The following is a 21,564-nucleotide window of genomic DNA, read 5'->3' on the forward strand; positions in this document are numbered from 1 at the left end:
GGCCTCGCCGTCCCCCACCGAGGCCCCGTCGCCCGCCCTGCCCTCCTACGAGCCCTCCGGTGAGGCCCTGCCCACCGGCAACCTGGCGGGCTGGACGCAGGTGTTCACCGACGACTTCCGGGGCTCGTTCTTGAACCGCAGCGCCTGGGGGCCGTACACCGGCATGCCGGGCGGCGACCAGGGCGGCTGGTGGGACCCGTCCCACGTCGGCGTCCAGAACGGCATGCTGCAGCTGAAGAGTTACCGCGACACCGCGCACGCCAACCCGGCCAACCCCGGCGGGTATGTCTCGGGCGGCGTCTCCAGCGCCCCCGCCCTGCGCCAGACCTACGGCAAGTACCTGGTCCGCTTCCGCATGGACAGGGGCGCCGGCATCGCCGGTGTCCTGCTGCTGTGGCCGTCCAACGACATCTGGCCGCCCGAGATCGATTTCGGCGAGGACGGCGGCGGCACCCGCGATCACTCCACCGCCACGCTGCACTACGGCCCGTCCGACCAGCAGATTGCCCGGACTGTGACCGCCGACTTCACGAAATGGCACACCCTGGGCGTCGAATGGACCCCGGGTCAGCTCGCCTTCACGATGGACGACCGGGTGTGGGCGACGATCGCCAACCCCGGCGTCCCGAGCGAGACCATGGAAATGGACCTGCAGACCCAGGCGGGCACCTGCGGCAACGCCGACGACCCGTGCCCGGACGCCAGCACCCCCAACGAGGTGGACATGGACATCGATTGGGTCGCGGCCTACTCCTACACGCCCAATGCCGGCTGACTACACCTCGACGTAGACCACGCCCCGTTCGACCTTGGTCCGGTAGCTGGCCGCCGCTTCGGTGGCCGGGCCCCGCAGGACCTCACCGTTGGTGACGTTGAACTGCGAGCCATGGCACGGGCAGGTCACGGTCGTCCCCTCCAGCGTTCCCTTGGCGAGGGAGCAGCCCTTGTGGGTGCAGAGGTCGCCCATGGCGTAGACCTCGCCGTCGATCTCCGCCAGGAGGACCCAGGTCTCGCAGACGTCGTAGGCGACGAGGTCGCCCTCCGGCAGCTCGATCTTCTTGGTCACCGTCTCGAATTCCATGGGCGGGCTCCTTGTCGTCGTCCGGGCTTGGTCTCCCCTGGTTGATTCCCCCAGCAGCCATATTCTGCTGCCTTCCGGGAAAAAAATCGGGGAAGAGGGTGGTCCGATGGACGAACGAACCTACGACGTGGTGGTGATCGGCGCCGGTCCGACCGGCGAGAACGTCGCCGAACGGGCCCACCAGGGCGGCCTGAGCGCGGCCATCGTCGAGGCCGAGCTGGTGGGCGGCGAGTGCTCTTACTGGGCCTGCATCCCCTCCAAGGCCCTCCTGCGCCCCGGTGCCGCGCTGGCGGAGGCCAAGGCGGTCCGGGGCGCCCGGGAGGCCGTCACGGGGAGGCTGGACACCGCAGAGGTCCTCGCCCGGCGCACCTCCTTCGTCGAGGACTGGAAGGACGCCGGGGGCGAGGAGTGGCTCGCCGGGGCGGGAATCGACCTCTTCCGTGGACGGGGGCGCCTGGCGGGCGAGCGCCGGGTGGTGGTCACCCGGGACGGCACCCCGGCAGCCGAGCTGGTCGCCCGGCACGCGGTCGCCATCGCCACCGGCACCACGGCGGCGATCCCCGACATCCCCGGCCTGGCCGAGGCGTCGCCCTGGATCAGCCGCAACGCCACCGGCGCCCAGGCCGCGCCCCCCCGCCTCGGCATCCTGGGCGGCGGCGTGGTCGGCTGCGAGATGGCCACCGCCTGGAGCCGGCTCGGCTCCCGGGTGACCCTCCTCCAGGCCGGGGACCGCCTGATCCCCGCCCTCGAGCCCTTCGCCAGCGACGCCCTCAAAGCCGGCCTGGAGGCCAGCGGCGTGCGGGTGCGCACCGGTGTCTCGACCACCCGGGTGCAGCGCGAGGGGACCGGGCCGGTCACGCTGGACCTGGCCACCGGCGAGACCCTGACCTGCGACGAGCTCCTGGTGGCCACCGGGCGTCGGCCCGCCACCGCCGACCTCGGCCTCGAGACCGTCGGGCTGGAACCCGGGTCGTGGCTGGCGGTGGACGACACCCTGCGGGTCACCGGCGCCGGCGGCGGGTGGCTGTACGCCGCAGGCGACGTCAACCACCGGGCCCTCCTTACCCACATGGGCAAGTACCAGGCCCGGGCGTGCGGCGATGTGATCGTCGCCCGGTCGAAGGGCGAGGGCCCGGCGGGGGACCCGGCGCCGTGGAGCCGTTTCGCGGCCACCGCCGACCACGCCATCGTCCCCCAGGTGATCTTCACCGAGCCCGAGATCGGGGTGGTGGGGCTCTCTGAGGCCGAGGCTGGCACACGGGGCCTGCGGGTGCGGGCGGTGGACTACGACATCAACAACGTGTCCGGGGCCGGCCTCTTCGCCGACGACTACCAGGGCCACGCCCGGATGGTGGTGGACGAGGACCGCCGGGTGGTGGTGGGCATGACGATGGTGGGCATGGCGGTCGGCGAGATGGTCCATGCCGCCACCATCGCCATCGCCGGCCAGGTCCCCCTCGAGCGGCTCTGGCACGCGGTGCCGTGCTTCCCCACCCTGAGCGAGATCTGGCTCCGCCTGCTGGAGACGTACGGGCTGTAGCCCGGCCCTTGAGCCGGCGGCTACGCCGGCAGGAAGTCGATCAGCAGCCGGTTGATCACGTCGGGGCGGTCCAGCTGCATCCAGTGGCTGGCGCCCTCCACCCGTTCGTAGCGCCACGGTCCCACCACGTAGGCGCCCGAGTCCACCATCGGGGCCTCGGTGAGGAAGCGGTCCCCGGTGCTCCAGAGCCCCATCGTCGGGGCCTGGACCGGCGGCAGATCGGGGAACCCCTCGATGAGCACCTCCGGCGGGACGTTGGCCCGGTACCAGTTGAGCCCCGGGGTCAGGGACCCCGACGCCTCCAGTTCGCCGACCACGGCGTCGTGGTCGGGGTGGCCGCCCCACTCCCGCATGTTCGCCCAGTTGTTGCTGCTCAGCCACTGCTCGGCGATCCCAGCGAACTGGAACAGCAGCATGTACCAGGACTTCTCCCGCTGGGCGAACCCGGCTTTGGCGAATGCTCCGGGAGTCCCCACCGACATCGCAACCAGGTGGTCCACCTGGTCGGGCGCCAGGTGGGCGAACGCCCACGCCAGGGCGGCCCCCCAATCGTGCCCCACGATGTGGGCGCGCGGGGCGCCGACCGCGGCCAGGATGCCGCTCACGTCCTGCAGCATGAAGGGGATGCCGTAGGCATCGACGTCCTCCGGTTTGCCGGAGCGCCCGTAGCCCCGCAGGTCGGGCACGATGACCTGGAACCCGGCGTCCACCAGGGCCGGGACCTGGTTGCGCCACAACCGGCCGGTGTCCGGGAAGCCGTGCAGCAGGACGACGGGCCTGCCGGATCCGTGGACGTCGAACTCGATGCCGACGCCGCCCATGTCGCTCCGCATGCCGCGATCCTACGGGAACGGCCCTCAGGCCGCCGGCTCCAGGTGGGCCACCTCCGGCGGGTGGCAGCACTGCCCCACCGAGGCCTGGGTGGTGGGTGACACCGGCACCGACCGCCGGATCGTCACCAGGGCGATGATGCCCCCGGCTGCCGACAGGCCCGCGGCGATCACCATCGCCTCCCGGTAGCCTGGTCCGAGCAGCGCCGCACTCCCGGTCTGCAACCCGACCACCGCGGGCAGCACCGCCACCGACAGCAGGCCGGCCAGCCGGGACACGGCGTTGTTCACCGCCGAGCCCACGCCCACGTGGTGGTCGTCCACCGCCGCCAGGACCGCAGCGGTGAGCGGGGCGACGGTCATCGCCAGGCCGAACCCGAACACCGCCAGCGCCGGCATGACGGTCGAGACGTAGTGCGACCCCGGGGCCACCCGCGACAGCCACAGCAGGCCCGCCCCCACGATCACGGGGCCGGCCGTCATCGGCAGCCGGGGCCCGGTGCGCTGCGCCAGGGCGCCGAAGCGGGCGGAGAGCGCCAGCATGATCCCGGTGACCGGGAGCAGCGACACGCCCGCCGCCAGGGCGGAGTAGTGCAGCCCGATCTGCAGCTCCAGCACCACCAGGAAGAAGGTCACCCCCAGGCCGGCGTACACCGCCAGCGTCACCAGGTTGGCGCCGCTGAACTGCCGGGAGCGGAACAGGTTGAGGGGCAGCATGGGGGAGGGGCGCCGGCCCTCGATGAGCACGAAGGCGATGAGCGCCGCCCCGCCCACCACCCCGGCAGCGGCGTCGAGGCCGGAGAAGTGCCGGGCGCCCTCGATCACCGCGTAGCACGCTCCCGCCAGGCCCAGCGTCGCCGCCATCGCTCCCGGGATGTCCACCCGCTGGCCGGCGGCCGACTCCCGGGTTTCCGGGACGTGGCGGAGGGCGATCGCCACCGCCGCGGCAGCGAGGGGCAGGTTGATCAGGAACACGTAGCGCCACGAGCCGATGTCCACCAGCCACCCGCCGAGGAAGGGCCCGACCGCGCTCGAGATGCCCGCCAGGCCCGACCAGGCCCCCACCGCCCGGGCCCGGTCCTCCGGGTGGAAGGTGGCGGAGAGGATGGACAGCGAGCTGGGCACCAGCAGCGCACCCGCCACCCCCTGGAGAGCCCGACCGGCGATGAGCACGCCGATGGTCGGCGCTGCGCCGCAGAGGGCCGAGACCGCCCCGAAGCCCGCCAGCCCGGCGACGAACACCCGGCGGCGCCCGAACAGGTCGCCCAGCGACCCCCCGAGCAGCATGAGCGCGGTCAGGGTGATCAGGTAGGCGTCGAGCGTCCACTGGAGGCCGGCGATCCCGCCGTGCAGGTTCCGGCTGATCGCCGGCAGCGCCACATTGACGACGGTGCCGTCCAGGAAGGCGATGCCCGATCCGAGCACGGTTGCCGCCACCACCCAGCGCCCGGCCGGTGTGCCCATCCGGACCTTGGGCGCCGCCGCACCATCGGCCATGTCTCATTATTGCCGGGCATCCAGTCCCAGCCCCCAGTCAACTCGGGGCCGGTCTGCGGTGGTCCCCGGCGCTACGGCGTGACGGTCACCGTGGTGATGTACACGGGCACCGCCGGGGCCCCGTCGTAGCTCGCCTGGCCGCTGGGGATGTCGGCGAAGATCTTGCCGACGACGTCCAGCCCGCTGGTCACGTTCCCCAGCAGCGCGTAGTCCGGCCCGATGTCCGAGGACACCCCGGGCGGGACGATGAAGAACTGGCTGCCGGCGGTGCCGTTGGGGTCGGACCCGGTCTTGGCCATGGCCACCAGGCCGGATCCGTAGGTGCCCGAGTTGAGGCTGGAGGGCACCGGGTCCACCACCGTGTAACCCGGCCCGCCCGACCCGTCGCCGTTCGGGTCGCCCCCCTGGATCACGTTGGCGGTGTGGGAGATCCGGTGGAAGTCCAACCCGTTGAAGAAGCCCTTCTTGGCCAGGTACACGAACGAGTTCACCGTGTTGGGCGACTCCTTGGCGTCCAGGGTCATCACGAAATCGCCGCAGGTGGTCGAGAAGGCAGCCGTATAGGTGGTCGTCTTCGAGATCGTCATGGGAGGCGGTGAGGCCTGCGTGGCGTGGTTGCCCTGGGCCGGCTTGGGCGCCGAGGGACAGGAGGCGGCCGTGGTGGTGGCGGCGGACGAGGCGGCGGTGGACGGGCTCGAGAGGGGGGAGGGCGTGGCGGCGGGGGTCGGGCTGCCGCTGGTGGAGACCGTGGTCGTCGATTTCTTGGTCAGCTGGTGGATGGCGAGGAAGGCGACCGCGGCGACCACGATGACCCCGAGCACGATGTTCAGGTTGCGCTTCCGGCGCTGCTCGGCGGCCTTGGTCTCGGCGGCGATGCGGTCCCGCCGTCCCTGCTTCTTGCGCGCGCGCTTGGCTGCTTTACCCACGGTTCAGTGATCTCCTGTGATCTGGAAGACGAGCCCGTCAAGGATATCTTTCTCCGACACCCGGACGCCGCGGAAGCACCAGCGGTCGGCGATGCAGGACAGGATGGCGCAGCCGGCCACGATGACGTCGGCCCTCCCCGGGGGCAGCGAGGGGATGGCCTCACGCGCCGCCAGCGGCATCGTCGCCAGCGAGGCGTAGAGGTCGTTGATCTGCTCCTGGCTCAGCCAGGACCCGTGCACCGCCTTGGGGTCGTAGGCGGCCAGGCCCAGGGTGATGGCCGCCAGCGACGTGACCGTCCCGGCAACCCCCACCAGCATGGAGTTTCCGGGCTCAGCGAGGGTACCGGCCGCGGCCTCCAGGGTGGCCAGCACGTCGCTCTCCAGGGCGGACAGCTCGGCTCCCCCTGGTGGGTCGTGGTGCAGGTGGCGCTCGGTCATGCGGACGACGCCGAGCGGGAGCGAGACCGCCTGCTCGACCTCCGCCGCCCGGGCCCGCACCCTCCCCACGGCCAGCTCGGTGGACCCGCCGCCGATGTCGCACATCAGGTAGCGGCCCGCGCCGAGGTCCCGGGTCGCCCCGGCGAAGGACAGGGCCGCCTCCTCCTCGCCCGGGATCACATCCAGCTCATGGCCGGTCGCCTCCCGCACCGCGGTGCGCAGCTCCTCCCGGTTGGCGGCCTCCCGGACCGCGCTGGTGCCGGCGATCCGCACCCGGGACACCCCGAGCGCGGCGCACTGGTCGGTGTAGTCCTTGATGGCGGCCACCGTCCGGGCGATCGCCGCCGGCGCAAGGCGGCGATGGGCGTCGACGCCCTCGCCCAGGCGGGTGAAGATCAGCCGGCGATCCAGCTCGGTGAACGTCCCGTCGGCGGCCACCTCCACTGCCAGGAGCCGGGTGGTGTTGCTGCCGGCGTCGATGGCGGCCACCCGGGGGCTCATACGCAGGGCACCGCCGGTTCGACCCAGCCCAGCTCGGCGAGCACCGCCGCCCCCACCGGGTTGTCGCCCGCCACGAGCTGGTGTGCGGTGTGGGCGTGCAGGCACTTGACCCGCCCGCCCGGGGTCCCGCCCCCGCCCGGGTGGCCCCGCCGGGGATTGGTCGGCAACGGGAGCTGGCCCCGCCGGGCGGCATAGGCCTGGGTGGCGCTCGCCAGGGCGGCGGCGAGGTCGGGCTCGGCGGCGAGGCGCCGGTTGCAGGCTGCCATCCACCCCCCCGCCTCCAGGCGCCCGATTGACTTGCCCAGCGACCGGCACGTCAGCCACCACAGCGTGGGGAACGGGGTGCCGTCGGCCAGGGCCGGAGCGGTCTCGATCACCATGGGGAGCCCGCAGGCGCACCGCCGGACGACGGTCCACTGGCCGCGCGGCGGCCGGCCCAGCTGTGCGGTGACCGCCACGGCATCGTCAGGTGTCATGGATCCAGCCGCGCGTCGCCGGGGGCGGCACGCATGGAGGTGGTTTCGGGCTTACGGCCGCTTGGAATCGCGGTGGCGCCGGACGTCCGCAAGCCGCTCCTGGGACTGGCGCATGAACCGCTTCAGCTTGGCCTCGAATTCGGGGTCCCGGTCGCCCTTGCGGGGCGGGTGGGCCTGCCACGAGGGGTCGGCCTGCTTGATCGACAGATCGATCTTGCCGTCCTCCTTGATGGCGACCACCTTGACCGTGACTTTGTCCCCCTCGTGGAGGTGGTCCCGGATGTTGCGCACGTAGTTGCGGTCGACCTCCGAGATGTGCACCAACCCGGTTTCGCCCCCACCGAGCTGAACGAATGCACCGAAATCTGCGATCCGAATAACAGTCCCCTCAGAAATTGCTCCTACTTCTGCCAAGTACCCTCCCACTCATTGCCCTGCACGGTTGTTGTGCCGTCCACTGTATCGTGTCCCGGTTTGCTACCTGATTCGGGTGGCCCGTGCTGAACACTCCTCCCAAACGCCCCGGCTCTCGAGACGGACCCTAGGCGGCGAGAGCCTGGCGCACCCGCTCGGCCACCAGTTCAGGGTGATCCAGGAGCGTGATCCAGACGATGGGCAGCACCCGCCACCCGAGGGCAGCGAGATCCGCCGCCCGCAGGCGGTCCCGGATGAACTTTTCCCGCCCGTAGTGCCAGGTCAGGCCCTCGAACTCGATCGCCAGCCGGTGGTCCGGGTAGGCGAAGTCGATGCGGGCTCGGGAGCCGTCCGGTCGGCGCACCCAGTACTGGCGCACCGGCATCGGGACTCCGGCATCGCGGAGCGCATGCTCGAGCTTCGTCTCCGCCAGGCTCTCGGTGCACGCGGCATCCGGGTCCCGCCGCCCAACGATCTCGGCCAACACCCGTGCCCCTCCTGGCCCCCGAAGGCTGCAGCGACTGAGGCGTTCGATGATGGCGCCCAGCCGGTCCTCATCCCGCCGGAGGGCGTCCTCGAAAGCCGCCTCGACCTGTACCGGCGGGAGGACCGAGCCGAGGTCGATCAAGGTGCGCACGACGCCGGTCACTTCGAACGGCCCGAGCGGGGCGTAGTCGCGCTCCAGCAGCGTGCAGGTCCGGTGGACCCGGATGGCAGCGGGAGCGTCGGTGCGGTGGGCGATGATGCTGACCCGCCCGCTCGGGACACCGCTCAGGGCGAACAGCGCCCCGGCGGCCTCGTGCGAGATGACCGCCCCCGGCTCACCCCACAGCTGCGCCGCCATGAGCTTCTGCTTCCACGAGATGGGCGCCCCGGCAATCCGGTAGACCCGGGGGTGCACCTGCTGCCAGGCCCCGGAGCGGAGCCGGTAGGCGATGGCATCCGCCTTGAGCCCGGCGTCGACCGCCTGCTGGCGGGAGAAGACCCCATATTGACGGGCAGCGATCCGCGCAAGGGGGCGCTTCCTGGCCTCGACATCTGCAACCATGCGCAGAAGTGTATACATGGCGATCGCATATCTGCAACCGGGTACATGTCGGAACAAACTTGTGGATCCTGCCGCCATATTGGCGGCTGTTTCCACATGTTTCTGCCCCGTGCCGCTCAGGTCAGCGGATGCCGGTATCGCACACGATGTTGACGGTCGTCAGCGCACCGGGAGCAACCACCGCAGCCGTATCGGGGCACCGGGGGAACGTGCCCGGCACGACGACGACCAACGTGTAGCTCCCGGGCGCCACGCTGAGGCTGTAGGTGCCCGTGGCACTGGTCTGGGCTGAAGCCACGACGGTGGCGCTGCCCGTCCGGGCCTCCACCCGGCCCACCACGGGGGCCGGGGGGCAGGGGGACCCGACCCGTTCGACGGGGCACGTGGGGCCGGCGCTCACCGTCCCCCGGATCCCGGAGCTCACGGCGGGCGAGGCCGAGGCCGAGGCCCGGACCGTAGCGGCCGGAGGCGTCGCGCCCGGCGGGCGTCCCCCGGCCCCGCGGGCTGCCCCGGGCCCCGCGTTCCCGCACCCGGCGAGCGCCAGGGCCACCACGGCCAGCCCCACCCACCCCCACGCCGGGCGGGCGCGCACGGGGTCTACTCGGCCCGGGCGAGCGGGGATCCCACCGGCTGCACGTGGGCGTGCAGCAGGCCCACGACGATGGAGTCGATCAGTGCCTGCCAGGAGGCCTCGATGATGTCGGTCGACACCCCGACCGTCATCCACGACCCGCTCTGGTCGGTGGTCTCGATCAGCACCCGCACCTTGGCCGCCGTGGCCGAGGCCGGGTCCAGGATGTGCACCTTGTAGTCCGTCAGGTGGAAGGCGGCGATCTCGGGGTACGTCGGGCGCAGCGCCACCCGCAGCGCCCGGTACATCGAGTCCACCGGCCCCTGGCCCTCGGCGGCCGCCACCGTCCGCTCGCCGTCGATCTCCAGGCGCACCGTCGCCTCGGCCGCCGCCGTGCCCCGGGAGGCGCCGGGGGCCTCCTCCACGATGGCCCGGAACGAGATCGGCGTGAAGTAGCGCTGCTGCCAGCCCTGGGCCGAGCGCAGGAGCAGCTCCAGCGACCCGTCGGCCGCCTCGAACGAGAACCCCTCGAACTCGAGGCGCTTCAACCGCTCCAGCGCCGAGGCGATCGCCGGCGGGTCCATCGACAGCCCCAGGGCGGCGGCGGTGGCCCGCAGCGTGGCGGCCCCGGAGAGGTCCGAGGTCAGCAGGTGGCGGTCGTTGCCCACGTCGCTGGGGTCGATGTGCTCGTAGGCCCGGGCGGTGCGGACCACCGCCGACACATGCAGCCCGCCCTTGTGGGCGAACGAAAAGTTGCCCACGTAGGCCCGGTGGGTCTCGGGGGGCTGGTTGAAGACCTCGGCGACATAGCGGCTGACGTCGGTCAGCTCCGCCAGCCGCCCCTCGGGCAGCACCGGGATCCCCATCTTCAGCTGCAGGTTGGCGGCCACCGCCAGCAGGTCGGCGTTGCCGCACCGCTCGCCGTACCCGTTGACGCAGCCCTGGATCTGCGAGGCTCCCGCCTGGACCGCGGCCAGCGAGTTGGCCACCCCGCACCCGGCGTCGTCGTGGAAGTGGCCGGCCACCGCCACCGGCAGGCGCTCCACCATGGACGACACCACGGCGGCCACCTCGTGGGGCAACGTCCCGCCGTTGGTGTCGCACAAGACCACCACCTCGGCCCCCGCGTCGGCGGCACGCTGCACCACAGCCGTCGCATACGAAGCGTCGTCGGCGTACCCCTGGAAGAAGTGCTCGGCGTCGAAGAACACCCGCCGCCCGTGCGCCGTGAGCCAGGCCACCGACTCGGCCACCATGGCGAGGTTCTCGTCCAGCGAGACTTTCAGCGCCTCCCGCACGTGCAGGGTCCAGCTCTTGCCCACGATGCACACCACCGGGCACCCGGCCTCCACCAGGGCGGCCAACTGCTGGTCCTCGTCGCAGGAAACCAGCGGCCGGCGGGTCATGCCGAAGGCGCACAGGGTGGCGGTCTCCAGGGTGCGGGACTGTGCCCGGGCGAAGAACTCGGCGTCCTTGGGGTTGGAGCCTGGCCAGCCGCCCTCCACGTACGGCACCCCGAAGCGGTCCAGCCGGCCGAGGATGCGCAGCTTGTCCTCCACCGAGACGCTGATCCCGGCGCGCTGGGTGCCGTCCCGCAGGGTGGTGTCGTACAGGTCCACCCGGCGCCCGGGGTTCATGTGCAGGCCTCCACCAGGGCATCGCCGATCTGGCGGGTGGACAGTCCCGGGCTCTTGCCCGCCACCGCGGCCACGGCCGCCTCCACCCGGGCGGCGCCGGCGGCCTCACCGAGGTGGCGCAGCAGCAGCGCAGCCGAGATGACGGCGGCGATCGGGTTGGCCCTGCCCTGCCCGGCGATGTCGGGGGCGGAGCCGTGCACCGGCTCGAAGACCGACAGCTCGCCCGGGCGCAGGTTGCCGCTGCCCACCAGGCCGAGGCCGCCCACCAGGCCGGCGGCGAGGTCGGAGAGGATGTCGCCGAAGAGGTTGTCGGTGACGATGACCTGGAAGCGCCGGGGCTGGGTCACCATGAGGTAGCCGCAGGCGTCGACGTGCTGGTAGGCGGTGGGGACGTCGGGGTACGTCGCTGACACCTCGTCGAAGATCGACTTCCACAGACCGCCGGCCCGCTCCAAGACGTTGATCTTGTGGACCAGCGTCAGGCTCCGCCCGGCCGCCTGTGCCAACTCAAAGGCGTAGCGCACGCAGCGCCGGATGGCCCGGTCGGTGTTGACGGAGATCTCGGTGGCCGGCTCCCCGCCGCCGCCGGCGGAGCCCCGGCGGGCGTAGAGGCCCTCGGTGTTCTCCCGGACGATGGTGATGTCGAGGTCCTCGGGGGTGACCCCGGCCAGCGTCGAGGCCACCCCGTCGAACAGCTTCGAGGGCCGCAGGTTGATGTAGAGGTCCAGCTGCTGGCGCAGGGCGAGCAGCAGGCCGCCCTCCAGCACCCCGGGCGGCACCCGGGGGTCGCCGACCGCCCCCATCTGGACCGCCTCCAACGCCGGGAGCTCCTCCAGCACGGACCGGGGGAGCACCTCCCCGGTGCGCAGGTAGCGATCGGCACCGAGGTCGTAGTCCACGGTCTCCAGCGAGAACCCCTCGGCCTCGCCGACCGCCGACAGGACCCGCATCGCCTCGGCCGTCACCTCGGGGCCGATGCCGTCCCCCGGGATGACCCCGATCCGGTGTGAGCGCCGCGCAGAACTCACGCCGCGTCGACCCCCAGCTTCGCCCGGAGGTACGGCACCAGGCCGCCGGCTTCGATGATCGACCGCATGAACTCGGGGAAGGGCACCGCCTGGGCGGTGATCCCCTGGGTCAGGTTGGTCACCGTGCCGGAGACCAGGTCGACCTCCAGCTGGTCACCTTCCTTGGTCACCTCGACGATCTCCCGGCACTCGACGATCGGCAGGCCGACGTTGATGGAGTTCCGGTAGAAGATCCGGGCGAAGGTGGACGCCACGACGCACGCGATCCCCGCCCCCTTGATGGCCACCGGGGCGTGCTCGCGGGACGATCCCGACCCGAAGTTGTCCTCGGCCACGATGATGTCGCCCGGGTTGACCCGCTGGACCCACAGCGGGTCCAGGTCCTCCATGCAGTGCTTGGCCAGCTCCTTGGGGTCGGTGGTCGTCAGGTAGCGGGCCGGGATGATCACGTCGGTGTCGATGTTCGCCCCCATCCGGTGGACCTTGCCCTGAATCGTGCTCATACCAGTGCTCCCAGGTTCTCGGGGTGGGTGATGCGGCCGGTGACCGCCGTGGTCGCCGCCACAGCCGGGTTGGCCAGCCAGACGTCGGCGTCCCGGTGGCCCATGCGGCCCCGGTAATTGCGGTTGGAGGTGGACAGGCAGCGCTCGCCCGGGCCGAGCACACCCATGTAGCCGCCCAGGCACGGCCCGCACGCCCCGGCGGAGATGGCGGCGCCGGCGTCGGCGAACACCTGGATGAGGCCCTCCCGGAGGGCCTGCTGGTACAGGTCCTGGGTCGCCGGGATCACGATGAGCCGGATCGAGGGATGCACCTTGCGCCCGTCGAGGATGGCCGCCGCGGTGCGCAGGTCCTCCATCCGGGCATTGGTGCACGACCCGATGAACACCTGGTCCACCTCCTGGCCCTCGACCTCGGACACCGGTACCGCCCGGGAGGGCAGCGACGGCTGCGAGACCATCGGCTCCAGGGCGGCGACGTCGATCGCCAGGGTGCGGGCGAAGACCGCGTCGTCGTCCGACGCATCGACCGGGAAGGGACGCTCCCGGCCGTGGGCCTGCTGGCGGCTACGGACGTAGTCCACGGTCACCTCGTCGGCGGGCACGATGCCGGACTTGGCCCCGGCCTCGATGGCCATGTTGGTCAGCGTGAGCCGGCTCTCCATCGAGAGGGTGGCGATCGTGTCGCCGGTGTGCTCCATCGCCATGTACAGGGCGCCGTCGTCGCTGATCTCCGAGATCACCTTGAGGATCATGTCCTTGCCCACCACCCACTTGCCCGGCTTCCCGGAGTAGACGATGCGCAGCGTCTCGGGCACGCGCAGCCAGATCTCGCCGGTGGCCAGCACGCCCGCCAGGTCGGTCGACCCGACGCCGGTCGAGAAGCACCCGACCGCCCCGTAGGTGCACGAGTGCGAGTCCGCCCCGATGACCACGTCACCGGGCGCCACCAGGCCCTCCTCGGGCAGGAGGATGTGCTCGATGCCGGCCCGGCCGATCTCGAAGAAGTAGGTGATGTCCTGCTCCCGGGCGAAGGCGCGCATGCGCTGCATCAGCGAGGCGGAGGCGATGTCCTTCGAGGGCACGAAGTGCGACGGCACCAGGGCGACCCGGTCCTTGTCCCACACCTTCGGCACGCCGATCTGGCGGAACGAGTCCACCGCCATCGGGGCGGTGACGTCGTTGGCCATGGCCAGGGACACCCTGGCCATGATCAGGTCGCCGGGCGCAACGGACTCCCGCCCCGCGGCCCGCGCCAGGATCTTCTCGGTAACCGTCATTGGTCTCATGGCGCCTGCACTTTCTGCGAGGGGCTGGTCGATACCGCACGGTTGATGGCGTTGACGTAGGCCTTGGCCGACCCCTCGACGATGTCGGTGGCCACCCCCCGCCCGGTGTAGAAGTTGCCGTTCATCTCGATGCCGATGGTGATCTCACCCAGGGCGTCGGTCCCGCCGGTGATCGCCCCGACGTTGAAGGAGATCAGCCGGGCTTCGACGCCGACCGCCCGCCGGATGGCGCTGCACGCCGCGTCCACCATGCCGTCGCCCAGGGCCGACTCCTCGATCACCTGGCCGTTGTGGCGCACCCGCACGGTGGCGGTGGGGGACAGGTGGGTCCCCCCGGCGACGCTCATCGACTCCAGCGCGTAGACGTCCTCGACCTGGGACAGCTCGTCGGTGACGATGGCCACCAGGTCGGCGTCGGTCAGCTGCACCTTGCGGTCCACCAGGTCCCGGAAGCGGGCCCACGCCCGGTCCAGGTTCTCGCCGGTCAGCTCGTAGCCCAGGTCGGCCAGCGTCTTGGCGAAGGAGTGCCGCCCGGAGTGCTTGCCCAGCACGATGCGGTTGGAGTCCCAGCCCACCGAGGTGGCGTCCATGATCTCGTAGGTGGTGCGTTCCATCAGCACGCCATGGGCGTGGATGCCGGATTCGTGGGCGAAGGCGTTGGCCCCCACGATCGCCTTGTTGGGCTGCACCGGGTACCCGGTCAGCATCGAGATCAGCCGCGAGGTGCGCACGATCTGCGTGGTGTCCACCCCGGTGGCCACCTCCAGCGAGGACCCCCGGGTGTGGATGGCCATGACGACCTCCTCGATCGAGCAGTTGCCCGCCCGCTCGCCGATGCCGTTGATGGCGCCCTCGACCTGCCGGCACCCCGCCCCCACGCCGGCGACCGCGTTGGCCACCGCCAGGCCCAGGTCGTCGTGGGTGTGGGTGGACCAGATGACGCCCTCCGCCCCCTCGACGTGCTCCATCAGGTAGCGGAACAGCTCGGCGTACTCGTGCGGCAGGGCGTAGCCGACGGTGTCGGGCACGTTGCACGTGGTCGCCCCGGCCTTGATCGCGGCCGAGTAGATCTGGGCCAGGAACTTGGGGTCGCTGCGGGTGGCGTCCTCGGCGGAGAACTCGACGTCGGGCGTGTAGCCCCGGGCCCGGGTCACCCCGGCGATGGCGGCCGCCAGCACCTGGTCGGCGTTCATCCGCAGCTTCTTCTCCATGTGGATGGGTGAGGTGGCGATGAAGGTGTGGATCCGGCAGGATTCCGCCTCCTTGATCGATGCCCAGGCCTGGTCGATGTCGCCCGGCACCATGCGGGCCAGGGCGGCGATGACCGGCCCCTTGACCGTGCGGGCGACCGCCGCCACGGCGTCGAACTCGGCGGGGGAGTTGATCGGGAAGCCGGCCTCGATGACGTCGACGCCCAGGTGGGCCAGCTGGGTGGCGATCTCCACCTTCTCCTTGGCAGACAGGTTGATGCCGGGCGACTGCTCGCCGTCGCGCAGGGTGGTGTCGAAGATGCGTACGTGGTCAGGCATGGTGGTCAGGTCTCCTCGTGTGCGTGTGAATGCTGCGACGGGCCTTGCGGTCAAGCCTCGGGCGTTTCCTTACGGCAGCGCCCGAGGCTCCCGAAGGGAGAGCAGCAACCACGTCACAGTGTGGAGCACAGTTATCGCCTCTTCAACCACGGCATCATTGCCCGCAGCTCGGCGCCGACCTGCTCGATCTGGTGGTCGTTGGCCACCGCCCGCATGGCGTTGAAGTTGGGCGAGCCGGCGTCGCACTCGGCCACGAACTCGTCGGCGAAGGCGCCGCTGCGGATGTCGGCCAGCAGCTGGCCCATGGCCTCCCGGGAGGGGGCGCCCACGATGCGGTCGCCCCGGGACAGGTCGCCGTACTCGGCGGTGTCCGAGATCGAGGAGCGCATGTTCGCCAGGCCGCCCTCGTAGATGAGGTCGACGATCAGCTTCACCTCGTGGCAGCACTCGAAGTACGCCACCTCGGGCTGGTAGCCGGCGGCGACCAGGGTCTCGAACCCGTTGACGATCAGGCGGGTCAGGCCGCCGCACAGCACGGCCTGCTCGCCGAACAGGTCGGTCTCGGTCTCCTCGGCGAAGGTGGTCTCGATCAGCCCGGCGCGGGTGGCGCCGATGCCGTAGGCATAGGCGATGGCGGTCTGCTTGGCATTGCCGCTCGGGTCCTGCTGCACCGCCACCAGCGCGGGCGTGCCGATGCCCTCGGTGTAGGTCCGGCGCACCAGGTGGCCGGGGCCCTTGGGGGCCACCATGCAGACGTCGATCTCGGGCGCCGGCTGGATGCGGCGGAAGTGGATGTTGAAGCCGTGGGCGAAGAACAGGGCGTTGCCCGGCTGCAGGTTGGGGCCGATCGCCTCGTCGTAGGCCGCCTTGGCGTGCTGGTCGGGCAGCAGCATCATGACCACCTCGGCCTCGGCCGCTGCCTTGGCGGTCTCCAGTACCCGCAGCCCCTGGCTCTCGGCCTTCTCCCACGAGGCCGAGCCGTCGCGCAGGCCCACCCGGACGTCGAAGCCCGAGTCCTTCAGGTTCAGCGCGTGGGCGTGGCCCTGCGAGCCGAAGCCGAGGATGGCGATCGGCCGCCCGGACAGGACGGTGGGGTCGGCGTCGGCTTCGTAATACATGGTGGCCATGGCGGTCTGTCCTCTTTCCCCTGACGGTACGGCGTAACGGTTAGACGGCGGCTCGGAGCTGGCGGTCCGAGATGCCCCGCGTGCCCCGCCCGAGGGCGATGCGGCCCGTCTTGACCAGCTCGATGATGCCGAAGGGGCGCACCAGGTCCTCGAAGGCCGCCAGCTTATCCGGGGGACCGAGGATCTCGGCGGTCACGCTGTCGCTGGTGACGTCGACGATGTTGGCGCGGAACACCTCGGCCAGCTCGAAGACCTGGCCCCGGGTGGCGGACTCGGCGTGCACCTTGATCAGCATCAGCTCGCGCACCACCGACGACCCCGGCTCCAGCTCGATGACCTTCAGCACGTTGATCAGCTTGTGCAGCTGCTTGGTCACGTGCTCCAGCGGCTTGTCGGGCAGGTCGACCACCACCGTCATACGGGAGACGCCCGGGCTCTCCGTGGTCCCGACCGCCAGCGAGTGGATGTTGAACCCCCGGCGCGAGAACAGGCTGGAGACCCGGGTGAGCACACCGGGCTTGTTCTCGACCAGGATCGAAACGGTGTGCTTCACGCGTCCTCCTCGGGGGGCTCAGGGTCGTAGAGCATGTCGCCTTGGGGTTCATGAACTCTCTCGTGGTCCCGCTCGAACTCCGGGCCCATGATGATGTCGTCGTTCGAGGCGCCCGCCGCCACCATCGGGTAGCAGTTCTCGAAGGGGTCGCAGCGGAAGTCGATGACCACCGGGCGGTCGTCGATGCCCCGGGCCTTCTCGATGACGGCGTCGACGTCGTCCACCGACTCCGCCCGCAGCCCGACGCAGCCGTAGGCCTCGGCCAGGCGCACGTAGTCGGGGATGTCCCAGCCGAACTTCACCTCGGAGTAACGCTCGGCGTAGAACAGCTCCTGCCACTGGCGGACCATGCCCAGGTAGCCGTTGTTGACGATGGCGATCTTGACCGGGATCTTCTCGTAGGCCATCGTCGCCAGCTCCTGGCAGGTCATCTGGAAGCACCCGTCGCCGTCGATGCACCACACCTCGTCGCCGGGCATGGCCACCTTGGCCCCCATCGCCGCCGGCACGCCGAAGCCCATCGCCCCGAGGCCGCCCGAGTTGATCCAGGTACGGGGGCGCCTGAAGTTGATGAACTGCGACCCCCACATCTGATGCTGGCCGACGCCCGAGGCGTAGATGGCGTTGCCGTCGGTGATCTGGCCGAGGCGCTCGATGACGTACTGCGGCTTGATCAGGCCGCCCTCGGGCTGGTGGTAGCGGTAGGGGAACTGGGTGCGCCAGTCGGTCAGCTGGCCGGTCCAGGCGCTGTAGTCCGGCATCGGCCGGGTGGCCAGCTCCGCCTCCAGGACGGCGATCAGCTCCTGGATGACCAGCTTGGCGTCGCCCACGATCGGCACGTCGGCGTGGCGGTTCTTGGAGATCTCGGCCGGGTCGATGTCGGCATGGATCACCTTGGCGACCGGGGCGAAGGCGGCCAGCTTGCCGGTCACCCGGTCGTCGAAGCGGGGGCCGAGGGCGATCAGCAGGTCGGAGCGTTGCAGCGCGCTCACCGCGGTGTAGTTGCCGTGCATGCCGGGCATGCCCAGGCACAGCGGGTGGGCGTCGGGGATGGCGCCCCGGGCCATCAGCGTGGTCACGACGTGGATGCCGGCCAGCTCGGCCAGCCGGCGCAGGTCCTCGGCCGCCCCGGCCTTGATGATGCCGCCGCCGGCGTAGATGACCGGCCGCTCGCTGGCCAGGATCAGCTTGGCCGCCTCCTTGATCTGGCGCAGGTTCGGCTTGACCTTGGGCTGGTAGCCGGGCAGGTTGACCGGCCCCGCCTCGGCGTAGGGGAAGCGGGCCTGCAGGACGTCTTTGGGGATGTCGACCAGCACCGGCCCGGGCCGCCCGGTGGAGGCGACGTGGAAGGCCTCGGCGATGGTCTGGGCGATCTCGCCCGGGTCCATGACCAGCCAGTTGTGCTTCGTGACCGGCAGCGTGATCCCGGTGGCGTCGCACTCCTGGAAGGCGTCGCCGCCGATGGCCGCCCGGGTGACCTGGCCGCTGACCGCCACCACCGGCACCGAGTCCATGTAGGCCGAGGCCAGCCCGGTCACCAGGTTGGTCACCCCGGGGCCGGAGGTCGCCATGCAGACCCCCACCCGGCCCGATGCCTGGGCGTACCCGTCGGCGGCGTGAGCCGCCCCCTGCTCGTGGCGGCAGAGGATGTGGCGGATCGGCGAGTCGAGCAGCGGGTCGTAGGCCGGCAGGATCGTCCCGCCGGGGATGCCGAAGATGGTGGTGGTGCCGACGGCCTCGAGCGCCCGCATGAGGGCCTGGGCTCCGGTGATCTCGTTGCTCACGTCTGCCTCCGACGACTAGTGGGGTATTCCATCAAACAAAAAACCTCTCGGTCCGAGAGGTTTCGTAGCGCACGCTGCTGGCCTGAGGCGCGCGCTACGTGCATACAAGGAGGAGGATGCTGCGGCCGTCCCCGCCCGGCAGGTATGGGTGCTTTCCCGAAACAAACGAGCGCGTCATGTCACTCCTCAAGCGACGGTTATCCGCTTGCATTGTGCTGGAACATGCTCGGTTCGTCAAGAGGGTCGCCCCGGAGGGTGGGCGCCGGGGTGGGCCAGGCGTCGGCCGGAGGGAGGGCAGTGACCGGGTCGCCCAGGCGAACCGCACCGCCGGCAACGATGCGCGCGTTGAGCCCCCGGAGGCGCACGGCACGGCCCACTTTCGAGTTGACGAACGCCAGGACGTCGGTGCCGAAGCGTTCCCGGAACTTGATGCAGCCAAGATGGGGCTCGGGGCTGACCTGGAGCACCACCTCGCCGCCGATTGCCAGGAGCGACCCGGCCGGCAGCCGTTCGGCGCTGAGGTCGAGGTCGACGTAGAGCTGGTCGCCGCACAGCTGCCGCCGGCCGGCGTCGGCAGCCACCAGGGCAGCGGCCCTGACGTTCATGACGGTGATCTGGTGGTCAATGCTGGCCAAGCCACCCGGGGATTTGGATCCCCGTACCAGCCAGTTGTCGCCGATCAGTCCCACCTCGGCGTCCAGCACCGCGGCACCCACGGTCTCCCGCTCGTTGGTCGCCGGCCGGCGGACGATGAGCGCGAGGGTCCCATCGGGGGTGGGGGAGGCCCGGATGTGGCCCAGCCCGGCTTCCAACTCGAGGCGGCTCAGGTGTTTCATGGACCGAGTATGCGCCGGGTTTCTCCGGGTTCCAAGGCTCGAACGGGAGGGTGACCATGCAGGCTGACGAGGCGACGGCGGCGGCGGTCCACGACGCGGTGCAGCGCTTGCTCAAGGTGTATGAGGCCGGTGACGCCGAAGCTGTCGCTGGCCTGCTGGTCGACGATCCGTGCCTGGTGATGATCGGCACGGCCGCCGACGAGGTCCGCCGGGGTCCGGCGGAGGCGAGGGCCCAGTTCGACCGGGACATGGAACAGTCCGAGGCCCGTTCGCTCACGCTTGAGTGGACCTCGGTCTCGGCGTCGGGCGCCGTCGCCTGGATGGCGGGAGGCGTGACCGTCGAGGTGACGGCGGGCGCCGAGCAGCTGCGCTTCCCGATCCGCCTGAGCCTGGTGCTGCTCCGAGACGACGCCGGGGCTTGGAAGGTGGCCCAGGCCCACTTCTCCACGCCGGACGCCTCGACTCCCGAGAGGCAGTCCTTCCCGGAGGCGGCCGGGTAGTTGCTGCTCTGTCGGCGAGATCTCCCGGCGGGGGCTCACGGTGCGCGTCGGGATCCCCACCGCGCAGGGCAAAGACAGACGCGCTCTTGACCTCGGTCCCGGTTCAGTCCGTGCTCGCCCGGACCTGTCCATGGCCAGGGTCCTTTCTTGCCTACCGAGGCGCGGACGACCGAGGAGCGATATGCGATTTCGAGTCAGAGCCGCCTCACCAACCTCGGCACGAACCGGCTCTGCCTGAAGGATCTGGGATGCCCGCCTACCAGAGCATCGAGCCCGGCACGCCCTTGAAGGGGCCGACGATGTCGCCGGTGATCCAGCCACCGTAGAACCGGCCCGGCTGCGGCTCCACCACTTCGCCGTCCACGGCGCAGCGGTCCATCGGGCTGGCGTAGACGGCGACATGGTCCGCCATGTCGGCGTACGGGTCCTTCGGCTCGGCGTAGGCCCAGGCGGCGTTGTGCTCGGTGCGCCCGCCGCCGGTCACGGAGAAGTAGGAGGCCCACCCCTTCCACTCGCAGTAGCTGCCGTGCTTGCGTCCCGGGGTGAGGACGCCGGCGACGAACGCCGAGGGCGGCAGGTAGTAGACCGGCGGGTGGCTGGTCTCCAGGACGCGGAAGGCATCGCTCGTCTCGGCAATGGTCTCGCCGCCGAGGACGATCACGATGTGCTTGGTCGTCCGCTCAAGGCGAGGGGGCCGTGGGTAGTCCCAGACGGACTCCTGTCCGGGGGCGATGGGGAGTGGCTCGGGTCGGCGCACAGGGCCAATAGTATGATCAAAGTATGAGCAATGCCAAGAAGCGGGTGACCTTGACTTTGGACGCCGCCCTCGTCGAGGTGGGTAACCGGGCGGTGGCGACCGGCACAGCCCGTTCGCTGAGCGCATGGGTCAATGACGCGCTTACATCCAAGGTGGCCCACGATCGGCGCCTCAGCGCGTTGGACGCCGTCCTCGCCGACTACGAATCGGAGCATGGCGCGATCACGGAGGAGGAGATGGAAGCCCAGGCGCGCAGCGACCGCGGATCGGCGATCCGCGTCGCTTCCAAGGATCGCCCGGCTTCGGCATGAATCTGGTGCTCGACGCCGGAGCACTGGTTGCCCTTGAGCGGAACGAACGACCCATGTGGCGGCGTTTGTGGGAGGCCCGGCAGCGCGGGGACGGGTTGGCAACGCACGGGGGCATTGTTGGCCAGGTATGGCGGGGAGGTCAGCGCCCATCCCGCTTGGCTGCGCTGCTTCTTACGCTCGAGGTTCACCCCCTCGACGCGACTCTGGGACGGTCGGCCGGCGAACTTCTTCGGGCCACGGGTCTGGCGGACGTGATCGATGCTGCGCTGGTCGCCCTGTGCGCGGATGGCGATTGGATCGTTACCTCGGATGCCGATGACCTCGCGCCCCTGGTGCGGGCCGCTGGGCGTGACATCGTGCTCGTGCGACCGTGAGGGCGATGGCTGCTCCA

General features: G+C 70.9%; 24 protein-coding genes. 5 read left to right on the forward strand and 19 right to left on the reverse strand.

The features are described from left to right. Positions 1-775, forward strand: a 775-nt coding sequence (locus VFW71_08790; protein HEU5002861.1) for a glycoside hydrolase family 16 protein, incomplete at its 5' end; no start/stop codon positions are given. Here VFW71_08790 and VFW71_08795 read toward each other — a convergent pair. Beyond that, complete coding sequence (locus VFW71_08795; GenBank protein HEU5002862.1) at positions 776-1,081, reverse strand: Rieske 2Fe-2S domain-containing protein; 306 nt, start codon at positions 1,079-1,081, stop codon at positions 776-778. It abuts the gene before it with no gap. A gap of 106 nt (positions 1,082-1,187) precedes the next feature. On the opposite strand from VFW71_08795, the gene VFW71_08800 reads away from it, so the two are divergent. Then, positions 1,188-2,621, forward strand: coding sequence for an NAD(P)/FAD-dependent oxidoreductase (locus VFW71_08800; GenBank protein HEU5002863.1), 1,434 nt, complete (start codon positions 1,188-1,190; stop codon positions 2,619-2,621). Positions 2,622-2,641: 20 nt separating this feature from the next. On the opposite strand, the gene VFW71_08805 is transcribed toward VFW71_08800, so the two are convergent. From VFW71_08805 to VFW71_08885, 17 genes are all read right to left on the reverse strand, one after another. Beyond that, positions 2,642-3,454, reverse strand: coding sequence for an alpha/beta fold hydrolase (locus VFW71_08805; protein ID HEU5002864.1), 813 nt, complete (start codon positions 3,452-3,454; stop codon positions 2,642-2,644). A gap of 24 nt (positions 3,455-3,478) precedes the next feature. After that, positions 3,479-4,948, reverse strand: a complete 1,470-nt coding sequence (locus VFW71_08810; protein HEU5002865.1) for an MFS transporter — start codon at positions 4,946-4,948, stop codon at positions 3,479-3,481. A gap of 71 nt (positions 4,949-5,019) precedes the next feature. Beyond that, positions 5,020-5,874, reverse strand: coding sequence for a peptidylprolyl isomerase (locus tag VFW71_08815; GenBank protein HEU5002866.1), 855 nt, complete (start codon positions 5,872-5,874; stop codon positions 5,020-5,022). A 3-nt stretch (positions 5,875-5,877) separates the two neighbouring features. Next, complete coding sequence (locus VFW71_08820; protein HEU5002867.1) at positions 5,878-6,801, reverse strand: Ppx/GppA phosphatase family protein; 924 nt, start codon at positions 6,799-6,801, stop codon at positions 5,878-5,880. Between the two features lie 8 nt (positions 6,802-6,809). Then, entirely contained in the window at positions 6,810-7,289 is a 480-nt protein-coding gene (locus VFW71_08825; protein HEU5002868.1) for a DUF501 domain-containing protein, read from the reverse strand. A 51-nt stretch (positions 7,290-7,340) separates the two neighbouring features. After that, the gene (locus VFW71_08830) at positions 7,341-7,715 is read right to left on the reverse strand and encodes a S1 RNA-binding domain-containing protein (protein ID HEU5002869.1); all 375 of its coding nucleotides are present in this window, start codon (positions 7,713-7,715) and stop codon (positions 7,341-7,343) included. A gap of 115 nt (positions 7,716-7,830) precedes the next feature. Next, a complete protein-coding gene (locus VFW71_08835; GenBank protein HEU5002870.1) occupies positions 7,831-8,751 on the reverse strand; it encodes a type IV toxin-antitoxin system AbiEi family antitoxin domain-containing protein in 921 nt (306 codons plus the stop codon). A 121-nt stretch (positions 8,752-8,872) separates the two neighbouring features. Then, positions 8,873-9,343, reverse strand: coding sequence for a hypothetical protein (locus tag VFW71_08840; protein HEU5002871.1), 471 nt, complete (start codon positions 9,341-9,343; stop codon positions 8,873-8,875). Positions 9,344-9,348: 5 nt separating this feature from the next. Further along, positions 9,349-10,959: a citramalate synthase gene (cimA, locus tag VFW71_08845; protein ID HEU5002872.1), complete on the reverse strand. Its 1,611-nt coding sequence runs from the start codon at positions 10,957-10,959 to the stop codon at positions 9,349-9,351. After that, entirely contained in the window at positions 10,956-11,987 is a 1,032-nt protein-coding gene (locus tag VFW71_08850; GenBank protein ID HEU5002873.1) for a 3-isopropylmalate dehydrogenase, read from the reverse strand. The genes cimA and VFW71_08850 overlap by 4 nt, the downstream gene beginning before the upstream one ends. Further along, positions 11,984-12,490, reverse strand: coding sequence for a 3-isopropylmalate dehydratase small subunit (locus VFW71_08855; GenBank protein ID HEU5002874.1), 507 nt, complete (start codon positions 12,488-12,490; stop codon positions 11,984-11,986). Before VFW71_08855 ends, VFW71_08850 begins: the two co-directional genes overlap by 4 nt. Then, entirely contained in the window at positions 12,487-13,767 is a 1,281-nt protein-coding gene (locus VFW71_08860) for a 3-isopropylmalate dehydratase large subunit (protein ID HEU5002875.1), read from the reverse strand. Before VFW71_08860 ends, VFW71_08855 begins: the two co-directional genes overlap by 4 nt. Before the next feature lie 5 nt (positions 13,768-13,772). Continuing rightward, positions 13,773-15,305 carry a 2-isopropylmalate synthase gene (locus VFW71_08865; GenBank protein ID HEU5002876.1) on the reverse strand — a complete coding sequence of 511 codons (1,533 nt, stop codon included), beginning with the start codon at positions 15,303-15,305 and terminating at the stop codon, positions 13,773-13,775. A gap of 131 nt (positions 15,306-15,436) precedes the next feature. Next, positions 15,437-16,432 (reverse strand): ketol-acid reductoisomerase, encoded by a 996-nt coding sequence (gene ilvC / locus VFW71_08870; protein ID HEU5002877.1) that lies wholly within the window; start codon positions 16,430-16,432, stop codon positions 15,437-15,439. Positions 16,433-16,472: 40 nt separating this feature from the next. Then, positions 16,473-16,985, reverse strand: coding sequence for an acetolactate synthase small subunit (gene ilvN / locus VFW71_08875; GenBank protein ID HEU5002878.1), 513 nt, complete (start codon positions 16,983-16,985; stop codon positions 16,473-16,475). Then, positions 16,982-18,757 (reverse strand): acetolactate synthase large subunit, encoded by a 1,776-nt coding sequence (locus VFW71_08880; protein HEU5002879.1) that lies wholly within the window; start codon positions 18,755-18,757, stop codon positions 16,982-16,984. Before VFW71_08880 ends, ilvN begins: the two co-directional genes overlap by 4 nt. A gap of 209 nt (positions 18,758-18,966) precedes the next feature. Continuing rightward, positions 18,967-19,605: an MOSC domain-containing protein gene (locus VFW71_08885; GenBank protein HEU5002880.1), complete on the reverse strand. Its 639-nt coding sequence runs from the start codon at positions 19,603-19,605 to the stop codon at positions 18,967-18,969. A 56-nt stretch (positions 19,606-19,661) separates the two neighbouring features. Between VFW71_08885 and VFW71_08890 the strand changes: the two genes are divergently transcribed. Then, positions 19,662-20,105, forward strand: a complete 444-nt coding sequence (locus tag VFW71_08890) for a nuclear transport factor 2 family protein (protein HEU5002881.1) — start codon at positions 19,662-19,664, stop codon at positions 20,103-20,105. A 256-nt stretch (positions 20,106-20,361) separates the two neighbouring features. On the opposite strand, the gene VFW71_08895 is transcribed toward VFW71_08890, so the two are convergent. Further along, positions 20,362-20,862 carry a DUF427 domain-containing protein gene (locus VFW71_08895; protein ID HEU5002882.1) on the reverse strand — a complete coding sequence of 167 codons (501 nt, stop codon included), beginning with the start codon at positions 20,860-20,862 and terminating at the stop codon, positions 20,362-20,364. 23 nt (positions 20,863-20,885) lie between these two features. Between VFW71_08895 and VFW71_08900 the strand changes: the two genes are divergently transcribed. Both VFW71_08900 and VFW71_08905 read left to right on the forward strand, forming a co-directional pair. After that, positions 20,886-21,173 carry a hypothetical protein gene (locus tag VFW71_08900; protein ID HEU5002883.1) on the forward strand — a complete coding sequence of 96 codons (288 nt, stop codon included), beginning with the start codon at positions 20,886-20,888 and terminating at the stop codon, positions 21,171-21,173. Further along, the gene (locus VFW71_08905; GenBank protein HEU5002884.1) at positions 21,170-21,547 is read left to right on the forward strand and encodes a twitching motility protein PilT; all 378 of its coding nucleotides are present in this window, start codon (positions 21,170-21,172) and stop codon (positions 21,545-21,547) included. The genes VFW71_08900 and VFW71_08905 overlap by 4 nt, the downstream gene beginning before the upstream one ends. Positions 21,548-21,564: the final 17 nt, after the last annotated feature.

It is taken from the genome of Actinomycetota bacterium (assembly GCA_035765775.1).
Classification (GTDB): Bacteria; Actinomycetota; CADDZG01; order JAHWKV01; family JAOPZY01; genus DASTWV01.